Origin of the sequence: Mycobacterium sp. OTB74, from assembly GCF_029892685.1 — a bacterium.
Taxonomy (GTDB): domain Bacteria; phylum Actinomycetota; class Actinomycetes; order Mycobacteriales; family Mycobacteriaceae; genus Mycobacterium.
Genome location: NZ_JARXVD010000009.1, coordinates 200,055 through 212,407, shown reverse-complemented (window position 1 = coordinate 212,407; position 12,353 = coordinate 200,055). Strand labels below are relative to the sequence as shown.

Annotated in this window: 14 protein-coding genes; 9 read left to right on the top strand and 5 right to left on the bottom strand. The window is 63.7% G+C overall.

From position 1 onward, the window contains the following. Positions 1 to 311: 311 nt before the first annotated feature. On the top strand, positions 312 to 1,436 hold the full coding sequence (locus M2432_RS14770) for a cytochrome P450 (protein ID WP_280827568.1): 1,125 nt from the start codon (positions 312 to 314) through the stop codon (positions 1,434 to 1,436). A 57-nt stretch (positions 1,437 to 1,493) separates the two neighbouring features. On the opposite strand, the gene M2432_RS14765 is transcribed toward M2432_RS14770, so the two are convergent. Both M2432_RS14765 and M2432_RS14760 read right to left on the bottom strand, forming a co-directional pair. Next, the gene (locus tag M2432_RS14765) at positions 1,494 to 1,850 is read right to left on the bottom strand and encodes a limonene-1,2-epoxide hydrolase family protein (protein WP_280827554.1); all 357 of its coding nucleotides are present in this window, start codon (positions 1,848 to 1,850) and stop codon (positions 1,494 to 1,496) included. A 70-nt stretch (positions 1,851 to 1,920) separates the two neighbouring features. Further along, a complete protein-coding gene (locus M2432_RS14760; RefSeq protein WP_280827553.1) occupies positions 1,921 to 2,523 on the bottom strand; it encodes a helix-turn-helix domain-containing protein in 603 nt (200 codons plus the stop codon). A 164-nt stretch (positions 2,524 to 2,687) separates the two neighbouring features. On the opposite strand from M2432_RS14760, the gene M2432_RS14755 reads away from it, so the two are divergent. The 3 genes from M2432_RS14755 to M2432_RS14745 are packed head-to-tail and all read left to right on the top strand — an operon-like array spanning position 2,688 to position 6,351. Further along, positions 2,688 to 3,851 carry a spirocyclase AveC family protein gene (locus M2432_RS14755; protein WP_280827552.1) on the top strand — a complete coding sequence of 388 codons (1,164 nt, stop codon included), beginning with the start codon at positions 2,688 to 2,690 and terminating at the stop codon, positions 3,849 to 3,851. After that, entirely contained in the window at positions 3,851 to 4,675 is an 825-nt protein-coding gene (locus M2432_RS14750) for a CbbQ/NirQ/NorQ/GpvN family protein (protein WP_280827551.1), read from the top strand. The genes M2432_RS14755 and M2432_RS14750 overlap by 1 nt, the downstream gene beginning before the upstream one ends. After that, positions 4,672 to 6,351, top strand: coding sequence for a VWA domain-containing protein (locus M2432_RS14745; RefSeq protein WP_280827550.1), 1,680 nt, complete (start codon positions 4,672 to 4,674; stop codon positions 6,349 to 6,351). The genes M2432_RS14750 and M2432_RS14745 overlap by 4 nt, the downstream gene beginning before the upstream one ends. Positions 6,352 to 6,357: 6 nt before the next feature. Here M2432_RS14745 and M2432_RS14740 read toward each other — a convergent pair whose 3' ends face one another. Further along, complete coding sequence (locus tag M2432_RS14740) at positions 6,358 to 6,999, bottom strand: helix-turn-helix domain-containing protein (RefSeq protein ID WP_280827549.1); 642 nt, start codon at positions 6,997 to 6,999, stop codon at positions 6,358 to 6,360. A 179-nt stretch (positions 7,000 to 7,178) separates the two neighbouring features. On the opposite strand from M2432_RS14740, the gene M2432_RS14735 reads away from it, so the two are divergent. The 3 genes from M2432_RS14735 (at position 7,179) to M2432_RS14725 (ending at position 9,603) form a co-directional block, all read left to right on the top strand. After that, positions 7,179 to 8,456 (top strand): cytochrome P450, encoded by a 1,278-nt coding sequence (locus tag M2432_RS14735; RefSeq protein WP_280827548.1) that lies wholly within the window; start codon positions 7,179 to 7,181, stop codon positions 8,454 to 8,456. A gap of 278 nt (positions 8,457 to 8,734) precedes the next feature. Next, positions 8,735 to 9,157: a hypothetical protein gene (locus M2432_RS14730; RefSeq protein WP_280827567.1), complete on the top strand. Its 423-nt coding sequence runs from the start codon at positions 8,735 to 8,737 to the stop codon at positions 9,155 to 9,157. Between the two features lie 2 nt (positions 9,158 to 9,159). Continuing rightward, entirely contained in the window at positions 9,160 to 9,603 is a 444-nt protein-coding gene (locus M2432_RS14725) for a hypothetical protein (protein ID WP_280827547.1), read from the top strand. A gap of 83 nt (positions 9,604 to 9,686) precedes the next feature. On the opposite strand, the gene M2432_RS14720 is transcribed toward M2432_RS14725, so the two are convergent. Then, positions 9,687 to 10,082 (bottom strand): hypothetical protein, encoded by a 396-nt coding sequence (locus M2432_RS14720; RefSeq protein WP_280827566.1) that lies wholly within the window; start codon positions 10,080 to 10,082, stop codon positions 9,687 to 9,689. Positions 10,083 to 10,227: 145 nt separating this feature from the next. Here M2432_RS14720 and M2432_RS14715 point away from each other — a divergent pair, with 145 nt between their 5' ends. Together M2432_RS14715 and M2432_RS14710 are read left to right on the top strand one after the other, a co-directional pair. Next, entirely contained in the window at positions 10,228 to 10,920 is a 693-nt protein-coding gene (locus M2432_RS14715; RefSeq protein ID WP_280827546.1) for a hypothetical protein, read from the top strand. Between the two features lie 101 nt (positions 10,921 to 11,021). Next, on the top strand, positions 11,022 to 11,555 hold the full coding sequence (locus M2432_RS14710; RefSeq protein WP_280827545.1) for a hypothetical protein: 534 nt from the start codon (positions 11,022 to 11,024) through the stop codon (positions 11,553 to 11,555). 46 nt (positions 11,556 to 11,601) lie between these two features. On the opposite strand, the gene M2432_RS14705 is transcribed toward M2432_RS14710, so the two are convergent. Then, the gene (locus tag M2432_RS14705) at positions 11,602 to 12,348 is read right to left on the bottom strand and encodes an SDR family oxidoreductase (protein WP_280827565.1); all 747 of its coding nucleotides are present in this window, start codon (positions 12,346 to 12,348) and stop codon (positions 11,602 to 11,604) included. Positions 12,349 to 12,353: the final 5 nt, after the last annotated feature.

The following is a 12,353-nucleotide window of genomic DNA, read 5'->3' as shown; positions in this document are numbered from 1 at the left end:
ACCTCCGAGTGTGTGAAGACGTCAGACATCTCCACTAAGCCCGGAGGTCCTCCCTTCTCACAGCCGAATCGTCAACAACGTCCCTGCCGAGTACAGCTAGCCCGCGATTTGTGCACGAAAACCGGCGGCTAGCGCGGGTTTTCGTGTACAAATCCCCCTCTTACCCCTTGACCCTGTGTCAGCTCAACTGCTAAGCAAGTGCCCAGGATTTACCGGACCGGCAGGAGAAACCCTTGTCCAACTACGATGTCGCCTCGACCGCGTCCATCGAATCGGACCTGTACTACGACCCGTACAGTATCGCCCTGAACATGGACCCGTACGCGGTGTTCGCCCGCCTGCGGGAAGAGGCCCCGCTCTACTACAACGAGCAGCACGACTTCTACGCACTGAGCCGCTATGAGGACGTCAACAAAGGCGTCATCGACCACGAGACCTTCATCTCAGGCCGCGGAGCCGTTCTCGAGATCATCAAGTCCGGCATGGAAATCCCGCCGGGCACACTGATTTTCGAAGATCCGCCGATCCACAACATTCACCGCAATCTGCTGTCGCGGATGTTCACCCCACGCAAGGTGTTGGCGCTTGAGCCGCAGATCCGCGAGTTCACCGCGCGTTGCCTCGATCCCCTGGTCGGGTCGGACCGGTTCGACTTCGTCAACGACCTGGGCGAGCAGATGCCGATGCGCGTCATCGGCATGCTGCTGGGTATCCCCGAGGACAGGCAACGCGCGATCACCGAACACGGCGAGGAAACGCTGCAAGGCCAGAAGCTCGAAGGGCTGGCCACCGGCGAGGTGTTCGCCGAGTTCATCGACTGGCGCACCGAGCACCCGTCCGACGACATCATGACCGACCTGCTGAACGCCGAGTTCGAGGACGAGACCGGAACCGTCCGCAAGCTGCGCCGAGACGAACTGCTGCTGTACTTGACCGTCATCGCAACCGCAGGATCGGAGACCACCACCCGCCTGATCGGTTGGGCGGGAAAGACGTTGGCGGACTACCCCGATCAACGCCGTGAGCTGGTGGAGAACCCGGCGCTGATTCCCCAGGCCATCGAGGAGATCCTGCGCTGGGAGCCACCGGCCCTGCAGATCGCCCGCTACGTGACCCGCGACGTCGAGTACTACGGCCAGACCGTGCCGCAGGGCTCAGCGATGCTCATGCTGGTCGGTGCCGCCAACCGCGACCACCGCAGGTTCGCCCCGAACGGGGACGTCTTCGACATCCACCGGGAACAGCACTCGCACATGACCTTTGGCGCTGGGACACACTTCTGCATGGGCAATGCACTGGCCCGGTTGGAAGGCCGCATCGCACTGGAGGAAATCCTCAAGCGCTTCCCGCAATGGGAGGTCGACTGGCCCAACGCCGTGCCGTCGGAGACCGCCGCAGTCCGCGGCTGGGCCTCGATGCCGACGTTCATCTCCTGAGCTGACGCCCTCGGACGAGAGTTACCCCAAGCAAAGGGCCCGGCGCGCCGACCGGCGTCACGACTCCTTCGGCGGGTAGAAGTACTCGCGCCAAGCGATGATCTTGTCGTCCTGCACTTCGTAGGCCCCCATGACCGGCCAGCTCATCTGCTTTCCGTTCACTATCCAGTGGTCGTGGCGCTCCATCAACACGACGTTCCCGTCGACGGCGAGGTAGCGGACCTCCAGATCGACGCACGTCCCGCCGGCGAAGAACACCTTCATCATCTCGTAGATCGCTTCGTGCCCAGCCAGTTTCGGCCAATCAGGGCCGATGTCGAAGGTTGCGTCCTCGGCGAAGTGGCTCATGACTTCGTCGACGTCGTTGCGGCTCCATGCGGCAATCTCGGCGCGCACAATCTCCTCAGCGGTCATTGTCTTCCCATCGGCCTGTGGCGACGCCACGTTTACAACATCTCGAATAATCGTAAATCCGGACAACGATTCAGGGCAGCTTGATGGCCGACATGTACATCTCCACAATCGGCCGGTAGAGGTCCATGTCGTCCAGCTCGCTGCCCAGCACGACGGAGTCGCTGGTCGCGATGAGCACATGTGCAAATGCCCGAGGCGGCATCAACAGGGTGGCCCCGAGCCGGTCCATGCCTTTGACCACGAATGCAGCCAACGCGTCGACCACCTCGGCCCGCTTGGCCGCCACCCGCTCCCGGGCATCGGGATTGCGAAGCAGATAGAGGGTGAACTCGTGTCCGAGCGCCGCCTGCTCAGCTCCTCGATCCTGGCTCAACTGACGCCATCGAGCAGCGATCTCGTCGAGTTCGTGAGGCCCGACATGCGTCGCCGCCGACATCACCTCGGCGAAGTTGTCGAAGTAGCGACGCCAGTAGCGGTCGCTGACCGCCAGAAAGAGGTCTTCTTTGGCGGTGAAGTGCTTATAGATCGCGCCCTTGGTGTAGCCGGCCGCATGTGCGATGTCGTCGAGTGTGGCTGCAGTGAAACCTTTTTCGGCGAACACCTCTTCCGCGGCATCGAGGAGCAGCGAACGAGTGCGCTCAAGACGGCGTTCCCGCGTCCAACGCTCAGGCATACCGCTAATTCTGACACGGAATCTCAGATACCCATTCCACTCTTAGATACCAGTTGGTATATTTTCGCCCGAACGACCCCGGCGCGGACCTTGATGCGTCGGGCAGCATGCGCGTCTGACCATGGACGCGGGCCTGTGACTACCCATCCAGGAGGGCACCGTCGATGAGCGAGTCGTCGAGCAGATCAACCATTTCCGAACCGCTGCCCAGTGCCAGTTCGCTTGACGCTCAGCGGGACCCGAAGGTCAAGCCCGTCCAGATCTGGGCGGCCATCGGTGGCGCACTCTTCATCCTGCAGATGTACGTTTGGACCCGATGGATCACGGGTCCCTACTTCCACGCGGTGGCCAGCGGTCCGAACGACCCGCCGATGTACATGAAAGTGCCCCTGATCGCGAACGCGGTGTTCGCCTGGATCGGGCTGCCCATCGCAGTGTGGTGGTTCCTCATCCGGCCCTGGCTCCGGGAACGTCGGATCACGCTCGACGGAATGCTCATGGTGTCAATGGGTTTGATGTTCTTCCAGGATCCACTGCTGAACTATTTGAACACCTGGTGCACGTACAACACCTGGATGCCCAACCGAGGCTCGTGGTCGTCGAACATTCCGGGGTGGGTCTCGCCGGAGGTCCCGGGGCACCAAGTCGTGGAGCCACTGCTGACCAACGTGCCCGGCTATTCCTTCGGCAACCTGCTGATGGTCATCCTCGGATGCTGGGTGATGCGCCGGGTCAAGACCCGCTGGCCGCACCTTAGCAATGCACAATTGATCGGCGTCACATACGTGTTCAACATCCTGCTCGACTTCGTCATGGAGGGCTTGATCTTTCTGCCGATCGGGTTCTACGTGTACCCCGGTGCCATTCGCGCGGTGTCCGTCAATGCCGGCACCTACTACCAGTGGCCCATCTATGAAGGGCTGATGTGGGGCGGCGTCCTGACTGCGCTGTGCTGCCTGCGCTTCTTCACCGACGACCGCGGACGCACCATCGTCGAGCGCGGATTGGACCGTGTCCGAGGCGGTTTCGCCAAAGTTCAGGGCACCCGGTTCTTGGCGATCTTCGCTGCCGTCAGCGCCTGCTTCTTCATCTTCTACAACCTCCCCGCACAATGGCTTGCCATGCATGCCGACCCCTGGCCTGACGACGTTCAGAAGCGCTCATACCTCAATGGCGGCATCTGCGGTGACGGTACCGACACCCCCTGCCCCAACCCTGTGCTGCCGATGCCGACCAAACGGTCCGGCTTCGTCAACACCGACGGTGTGCTCGTGCTCCCTGAGGGCTCGCACCTGCCCACAGTCGTGCCATTCCTGCCGGGCAAGTAATGGTGTTGTCCCCCAATCACTTCGACACCGAACCCGCCTACACAGAGGCGCCGTTCTACCGGCCGGTGAGCGACGAAGTCGACGTTTTCAGCGCGGCGGCCCGCCGCGGTCTACCCGTACTTCTCAAAGGCCCCACCGGCTGCGGCAAGACGCGGTTCGTCGAGGCCATGGCCCACCAGTTCGGGCGCGACCTGGTCACGGTGGCGGGCCACGAAGACATGACCTCGGCGGATCTGGTCGGCCGCTTCCTGCTCAAAGGCGGCGAGACCGTCTGGGTGGACGGGCCGCTGACGCGGGCAGTACGCAGCGGCGCCATCTGCTACCTCGATGAGATCGTCGAAGCGCGCCAAGACACCACCGTCGTCATACATCCACTGGCCGATCACCGCCGCGAACTGCCGCTGGACCGCCTGGGCACCACATTGCGCGCCGCACCCGGATTCCAGTTGGTCATCTCCTACAACCCGGGCTATCAAAGCGTTCTGAAGAACATCAAAGAGTCCACCCGCCAACGCTTTGTGGCCATCGAGCTCGACTTCCCGCCTGCCGACATCGAAACCGACGTGGTCGCGCATGAAGCCGGGGTCGACACCGAAACCGCATCGCAACTGGTGCGGCTCGGCAACGCCATCCGCAACCTGGACGGGTCACCGCTACGAGAAGCGTCCTCCACCCGGATGTTGATCCTCGCCGGAGGCCTTGTCGCCGAAGGCTTGTCGCTGCGCAGTGCCGTCCGCTCCGCGATCGTCTGCGCGCTGTCCGACGACCCCGACGTGGTCCGGGCCCTGGGCGAACTTGCTGATGCCGTCCTGAATCTGACGTGACAGACCTCCCGCGGGACGCCGGGCAGTTCCAGCTCCTGGCAACGTTCATCGCCGGCCATGCCGTCGAGGTGACGCACGCGCCGCCCGGCCACAGCGCCCACACCGATGGGCAGGTCATCTTCGTCACCGCGGCCGCAACATCGGCCGAGCAACGCCGTGAAGTGGTGGTACAAAGCGCGCTTCTGGCTGCGGGAAGCCTGCAGCCACAGGTGACACGAGCCTTGCAGGCACGACCGCGGCTGGCGCGTCGCTACCTCTGGCTGGAAGGCCAGCGGGCCCTCAGCGCAGTCGCAGACCGCGTTCCGCTGGCTGCCACACTGTGTCCCGAACACCAACCGGCCAGTACCGGTGCGGCCGAATCCCTGGCAATCGCCAAGAGCCGCAGGCACATTCCTGATCCGCCGGACTGGTTCGGTGTCATCAAACCACCTCGACTTCTGGCCCGCACCCGCGGCCCACGCGCACCCGCCGACAATGATCTGCACTTCGATCCACCCGATCCCGCCGGCCCCGATGCCGAAGCCGACGACAGCCAATCCGGCGAAAGCAAGATCCTCAAGCTGTTCGAAGCCCCCGCCTTCACGTCGCGAACACTGTCTGAGTTCCTTCGCAAACTCCTCGGTAGTTCACCGTCATACAGCGAAGACTCCGGCGGTGTCGAATTGCAGCTGGGCACTGTCCGGCGCGGGCGCGGTGCTGGACCCGATGCCCGGCCCGTTCCCCTCCCCATCCAGTTCACCGGTGCCGAAAAACCCGGTGCTGCAATGGGTGTCGGCGGGGCGCTGTATCCCGAATGGGACGCCCACAACAATCACTACCGGCCGGAGTGGTGCCGCGTCATCGACTTTCCGTTGCCTGCCTCACGCGTTACACCCACCGGCGCCATCTCCGATAGCGTGCTCCGCCAGCGACTTTCGCGTGTCGGACTGGGCCCCAAGGCGGTGCGTGGCCGACCGGATGGCGACGAACTGGACACCGATGCCCTCGTCGACCTGTTCATCGATCTGCGTTCGGGGTATTCACCGCCCGAACACATCTATACCGAACGCCGCAAACTCAGGCGCGACCTTGGCGTCCTGATCCTGCTGGACACCTCCGGATCGGCCACCGACACCGACGCCAAGGGCCACGCTGTGCACGAACACCAACGACAGGCTGCCGCAACGTTGGCCACAACCCTGGATGAACTCGGTGACCGCGTCGCGGTCTACGGATTCCGATCCGAAGGTCGACATGCGGTGCACCTGCCGGCCGTCAAAAGCTTCCAACACCGCTTCGGCGCCGCCGAAAGAGCACGTCTCGACCAACTCCAACCGTCCGGCTATACCCGCCTGGGCGCCGGCATCCGTGGCGCCGGTGAAATCCTGAAAACCCAAGCAGGAACGCCGAACCGGCTACTTCTCGTGCTTTCCGACGGATTCCCCTACGACGACGGCTATGAGGGGCGTTACGCCCAGGCAGACTCCGCCAAAGCCCTCGAAGAGCTGCGCCTCGACGGTGTCGCGTGCCTGTGCCTGAGCATCGGCGCACAGTGCGATTCCGACGTCCTCCAACGCGTCTTCGGACCCGCCAGCCATGCCAGCGCGGCCACACTTTCGGAATTGAGCCCTGTGATGGATCAGCTGTTCATGTCAGCCCTGCGGGATCTCGCAGCGCCCATGAGTCGACGGGCATGAAACGGCTCAGTCCTCGGAGTCCACCGCAGCGGCCGCCATCAACGCCGCGAAGTCCGGCATGGGCAGCGGGTCACCCTCAAGCCGACGCAGCCAGGTGTCGACCATAGCCAAGGTCTCTTCATGGCCGGAAGACATGCCGATTTCCTGCTCCATCACCAGCACCCGCGAGAGGCTGGTGGCGAATACCGCCCACACCACCGGCGGCACATCTTCTTGGGCAAAACCGTTGTGCTCCAACGCCGCGGTGAAGGCCTTGGTCTCCTGCTCGCGGAATCGCTCTGCGTAGTAGGCAATTTCGGAGCGCAAGCCCTTCCGGTGGTTGGCCAGACCCATGATCTCCATGGTCAAGCGAGTACCGGCCGGGTCAGTGTTGAACCGCCACAGATTCCACAGCGGCTGGTCGGACTGCAGTGCCAACTGCTGCGCTACCAGACCCTGTTCAGCCCGGCGCCGGAAGATTGCCTGGAACAGATCGTCCATGGTCCGGAAGTAGTAGTGCACCAGTTGGGGTTTCAACCCGGCCTTGTCCGCGACCCGGCGTGAGGTCACCGCGGCGTAGCCCTCGTCGAGCATCAGTTGCTCGGCGGCGTCCAGCAGGACGCCACGGTTCTTCGCGTCGGGAGCCCCGATGCGTCGCGCCGATGCCATGCCCCTCCTCACTTTGTCGAATTCCACCCCAAAACACCAGGCTGGACCGGAAAATCTTACCGTCGGGCCTGCCGTGTGACCTTGACCACGACCATAGCCCCATGCTAAGCAGGTGCACAGCATTTCGCTTAGTTCACGTGTACCGTATGGCAGCCCGCCCGCTCGGAGGATTCCCGCAGATGACCGACTTCGACACCGTCGACTACTTCACCGACCAGTCGCTGGTGCCCGATCCGCACCCCTACTTCGACCACCTGCGCAGCAAGTGCCCGGTGGTCAAGGAACCGCACTACGGAGTGATGGCGGTGACCGGTTTTGAAGAGGCCACCACTATCCTCAAGGACTCCGACACCTTCTCGTCGTGCATCGCCGTCGCCGGCCCGTTCCCGCCGCTGCCGTTCACCCCCGAGGGCGACGACATCAGCGATCAGATCGCCGAGCACCGGGTGCAGATGCCGATGTTCGAGCACATGGTGACCATGGATCCGCCCGACCACACCGACGCCCGCTCCCTGCTCAACCGGCTGCTCACGCCCAGCCGGTTGAAGGAGAACGAGGACTTCATGTGGCGCCTCGCCGACGAGGTTCTCGACGACTTCGTCGCCGACGGTAAGTGTGAGTTCCTCAGTGCGTATGCCAAGCCCTTCTCACTGCTGGTGATCGCCGACCTGCTCGGCGTCCCCGAGGAGGACCACGAAGAGTTCCGCACTGTCCTGGGCGCACCTCGCCCGGGTGCCAATGTCGGCTCACTTGATCACACCGACCTGGTGGGCGCGAACCCACTGGAGTGGCTCGACGAGAAGTTCATCGGGTACCTCGAAGACCGGCGCAAAGAGCCCCGCGACGACGTGCTCACCGCACTCGCCACCGCCAAGTACCCGGACGGATCGACGCCGCCGGTCATCGAGGTGGTCCGCTCGGCGACCTTCCTCTTTGCCGCCGGCCAGGAGACCACCACCAAGCTGCTGTCCGCGTCGCTGCGAGTGCTCGGCGATCGCCCGGACATCCAGGAGGCGCTGCGCAAGGACCGCTCGCGCGTCCCGGTGTTCGTCGAGGAGGCATTGCGGATGGATGCCCCGGTCAAGAGCCAGTTCCGCCTGGCCAAGAGAAGCACCGTGGTCGGCGACACCGAGGTGGCCCCCGGCACCATCATGATGGTGTGCCCCGGTGCGGTGAACCGCGATCCGGTGCGCTTCGAGGACCCGCACACCTTCAGCCTGGACCGCAAGAACGTGCGCGAGCACATCGCGTTCGGCCGCGGCGTGCACTCCTGCCCCGGCGGCCCCCTGGCCCGCGTCGAAGGTCGCGTTTCCATCGAGCGAATCCTCGATCGGTTGTCCGACATCACCATTGACGCCGAGAAGCACGGCCCGGCCGACAACCGCAGCTACAACTACGAGCCGACGTTCATCCTGCGCGGACTCACCGAACTGAACATCAAGTTCAAGGAGGCCTAAAGGCCGTCATCGAGACGGGTATCGGCAGCAGTACTGCCGATACCCGTTTCGTCTTTTAGTGGGGCCGGAGATGTTATTCTCCGCCGTGGAGAATGCCAATCTCACTGGTCGTGCTACGTGGCGTTCGCCGAAACGGGGTCTAGCATCGACCCTGCGGCACGGAGCTGTGGAGGAACCTGATGAAGTTTTCAGCGGCTATTGCCGCGTTGAGGCCGACCGCGGCGGGGGTCGCGTTGAAGACGACCGCGGCAGCCGCCGCGGTAATCTCCGTGGCAGCAATGACTTTCGCTCCTCCCGCGTCGGCGACGATGTGGCTGGGCAACTACAAAGTGAACATGCCGGACCGCAGGGACTTTCACACCTGGATCTTCTCGGCGCTGACGCCGTGCTACAAGCCCGATGGCAATCAGAAGAGTCTCGACGACTGTATCCACGTCATGACCATCCCGCAGCCGGTCGCCAAGGCTGACAGCAACCCGGCCGATGCGTACCTGGTCAACGGCCAGTACACCATGGCCATCGATGAGTTCTTCGGTCTGCGTTGCGGTGACATCTACTATGGCCCGACCGTCCCGACGCATGACGTATACACCTGGGACGCAAACACTCTCAGCGGCCAGATGACCTCGACCTTCGATGCCGGGTGCGACGGAGCGCCCGGTGGCACGCTGACCTACCCGTTCAGCCTGAGCAGGATGTGACCATGCGCGTTTCTCTGACCGTCACCGCCGCTGTCGCATTGCTGGGTTGCACGTTGTGGTCGGCCGTCCCAGCACTGGCCGACGACGATGCCGCCCCGCCTCCCCCGCCACCGGCCGCTCATCATGTCCGGTACACCGTGAGTGCGACCGGCCCGATCTTCTCGCACATCTACTACCGGGACGTCGACCCACCGACCTGGTCGGATTACAGCCACAACCCATACGAATACAGCCCGCGTGCCGATGTCACCGTCGGCCCCAACCAGCCGTGGGTTCTCGATGCCACCTTGAACGACCCCAACCTCTGGGCAACCGTCATGGTGCAGTCCGGTGAAGCCCCGAACTTCAAGACGCCGGCGTTCAATTGCAAACTCGAGGTCGATGGCCAGGTAGTCAAGCAGGACAGCGGCCCGCACGGCGCGCTCTGTTCGATCCGCAACTGGTAGACCCTCCTTACAGCGAAAACGCCAGTGCCCCGGATGAATTCATCCGGGGCACTGGTGTTTCAGGCGGGTATGGGGTCAGTGACTCAGGTGTCGCCGCGCATCCACCGACTGACGCCGTTCATCGCGACACAGCTGAGAAACAGCCCATCCGGCGCCTGCGCGACCATGTTCTGCTCGCTGATGCAGTCACTGTTCTCATCGCGGATACCGGCCATCGGTGGTGAGCGGAACCAGCGCGGCTCGTAACGCCGCGGAGAGCCGCAGAACATCAAGCGACCCCAGTCGGTGGTCGCGAATACGTAGTAGGTGGTGTTGTCGCAGGGCGCACCCAACACCCGGTGCGGGATGATGCCCGGAACGCAGAACGCGTCGTTACAAGTCACACCATCGGCATGCGCCTGCGGCGCAGCTCCATCCCACGCCTGCGGCGCGGCGGTCATCATGGCCGCCACCAGCGCCGAAGCTGCCACCACGGTCAAACGCACGTCGTCAACTTTCGCATAGGCGGAAACGAAATTCTCTGTTTCAGAGAAGATTATTACTATGGATTGGTCGGATGCCAACCCCGGGGCCCCGGGCGACTAGCCTGGGCGAACATCGACTGACCATAAGGAAGTTTCCACCATGTCACCTTCGGCCGTTGACGGTTCGGCAAACTCTGCCGACGCAGACGACGCGGCCGCGGCCGAAGCCGAAGCCGCACGCGCTGAAGAGCGGGCCAAGGCGGCCCGCGCCCGGGCCGCCGAACTGCGCCGCAAGGCCGATGAGCTTGCCCCGTCCGGCGTTCCCGCGACCGCTGCCGAAGCCGAACCGGCTGTCGCAGATCACCGTCGCACGCTGAGCCTGCGCCACCTCACGCTCGGGCTGGCGGCGCTGCTGTTCTGCGCTATCCTCGGGGTGATCGCGGCGATGTCCTGGACGCACCACGTAGCCCAAACCCAGCGCCAGCGGGCAGCCGATGCCGCAGCGGTGGCACGCCAGGGCGTAATCGATCTGATGTCGTTGAACTTCATCAATGCCGACGAGGACATGCAGCGGGTGATGGACAACGCCACGGGCAAATTCAAGGAGGAGTTCCAAGGCCAGCAGTACACGTTGGTCAAGCAGCTGGAGAAGTCCAAGGTGGTGACCCACGTCGACGTGACCGCGGTGGCCACTGAGTCGGCCTCCGCTGACTCCGCGGTAGTTCTGGTCGCGGCGACGTCACAGGCCACGAACCTCACCAACGCCCGGCAGCCGCCGAAGCGATTCCGGGTTGTTGTGACGCTCGCCAAAGATCAGGGCCGGTTGAAGATTTCACAGGTTGCCTTCGTCTGACCCTCGTTCGGTGAATACTGCAGTTGCCGCCTGCGCGAGCAGGCGGCAGTGATATTCTCCGGAAACGAGAATGGGACTATCACCTGCAGAGGAGCGCACCCATGCCGGCCCTTACGTTGCGCGCCGCGTCGAGCATCGGCGCAATTCTTGCCGGCTTGACCGCGACGACTGTATTAGTCAGCGCCACACCGGCTTTGGCCGATGAGGACCCCAGCAGCTGGGGTCTCAACGGCACCTTCGCCACATCGTCCAACGGGGTGTACGCAAAGCTCAACGAGCGGTACGAGGCGCAACCCGGAGAGCAGTCCACCTGGACCATCTCGACCAATTGTGTGTCCAACACCGAGTGCACCGGCACGGTGAAGAGCAGCGCAGGCTGGACCGCGCCCATCTACACCACCAACGGCTTGTACTACGTCAAGCGGGTCCTGCCCAATTGGCGCTTCTGCGACGACGGCACTCCGGTCCAGGGGCTGCAGGAGATCAAGATCTATCCGGTCGGCCCTGACGCGCACTACCTCAACCCGTCCAATGAATTCACCGGCGAGGACCACACCACCGGCCCCAGCGGCTCCTGCGGTCGCAATCAGTGGCCGGTGGTCCGGATGCCGTTCTACATGAAGAAGATTGGCTAGCCGACCTCAGCGCGCCACCACGGCACCGCCCAGGCACCAGGGCGCGTCAGTGCATCAGCAGGCCACCGTCAATGGGAATCAGCTGGCCGGTGATGAAGCGTGCACCGGCACTGGACAGGAACACCAGAATCGGCCCGATGTCGTCGCGGGGGTTTCCCAACTTGCCGCCCAACGGGATGGTGATGCGCAGCTGCTGGTCAATGATCGGCGCCGCGGCCGGCCCCAGGAAGTCTCGAAACCGTTGGGCCCCAGGGGTGTCCACCGCAGGTGCGAGGGCGTTCGCGGTGATGCCCTGTGACCCCCAGGCCTTGGCGATAGACCGGGTCCATGCGGTGACAGCCGCCTTGGCGGCCGCGTACCCGGCCGAAACCGGGCTGCCCATTACGCCCTCAGCCGAGCCGAAATTGATGATCTGCCCACCGTTCTGGCACATCAGCCGGTAGGCGGCCTGATTGGTCAGCACCGTCGACGTGAAGTTGGTCTTCATCGTCGCGTCCAGGTCGGCAGTGGCGACCTGTCCGGGAATGCCGGGAGTCCACAGCCCCGCAGCATGGATCAGTACGTCCAGTCGGCCAAATCGATCCTCCACCGACGAAAATGCTTGCGCCACACTGTCTTCGTCAGTGACGTCGCAGCGCAGCCAGTCAACCTCGACGTCAGTCTGCGGTTCGGTGCGGTGGTAAGTCGCCACCACTTGGGCCCCAGCTGCCGTCAACGCCTCGACGGCAGCTGCCCCGATTCCGCCGGCCGCTCCGGTCACCAGGACCCGACGGCCGGTCAGTTCACCACTCACCGAAC

What these genes read in the sequence shown, in the direction of transcription:
- M2432_RS14770 (WP_280827568.1), top strand. Translation starts at nt 312, where the DNA reads ATGGACCCGTACGCGGTGTTCGCCCGCCTGCGGGAAGAGGCCCCGCTC.
- M2432_RS14765 (WP_280827554.1), bottom strand. Translation starts at nt 1,850, where the DNA reads ATGACCGCTGAGGAGATTGTGCGCGCCGAGATTGCCGCATGGAGCCGC.
- M2432_RS14760 (WP_280827553.1), bottom strand. Translation starts at nt 2,523, where the DNA reads ATGCCTGAGCGTTGGACGCGGGAACGCCGTCTTGAGCGCACTCGTTCG.
- M2432_RS14755 (WP_280827552.1), top strand. Translation starts at nt 2,688, where the DNA reads ATGAGCGAGTCGTCGAGCAGATCAACCATTTCCGAACCGCTGCCCAGT.
- M2432_RS14750 (WP_280827551.1), top strand. Translation starts at nt 3,851, where the DNA reads ATGGTGTTGTCCCCCAATCACTTCGACACCGAACCCGCCTACACAGAG.
- M2432_RS14740 (WP_280827549.1), bottom strand. Translation starts at nt 6,999, where the DNA reads ATGGCATCGGCGCGACGCATCGGGGCTCCCGACGCGAAGAACCGTGGC.
- M2432_RS14735 (WP_280827548.1), top strand. Translation starts at nt 7,179, where the DNA reads ATGACCGACTTCGACACCGTCGACTACTTCACCGACCAGTCGCTGGTG.
- M2432_RS14730 (WP_280827567.1), top strand. Translation starts at nt 8,735, where the DNA reads ATGACTTTCGCTCCTCCCGCGTCGGCGACGATGTGGCTGGGCAACTAC.
- M2432_RS14725 (WP_280827547.1), top strand. Translation starts at nt 9,160, where the DNA reads ATGCGCGTTTCTCTGACCGTCACCGCCGCTGTCGCATTGCTGGGTTGC.
- M2432_RS14715 (WP_280827546.1), top strand. Translation starts at nt 10,228, where the DNA reads ATGTCACCTTCGGCCGTTGACGGTTCGGCAAACTCTGCCGACGCAGAC.
- M2432_RS14710 (WP_280827545.1), top strand. Translation starts at nt 11,022, where the DNA reads ATGCCGGCCCTTACGTTGCGCGCCGCGTCGAGCATCGGCGCAATTCTT.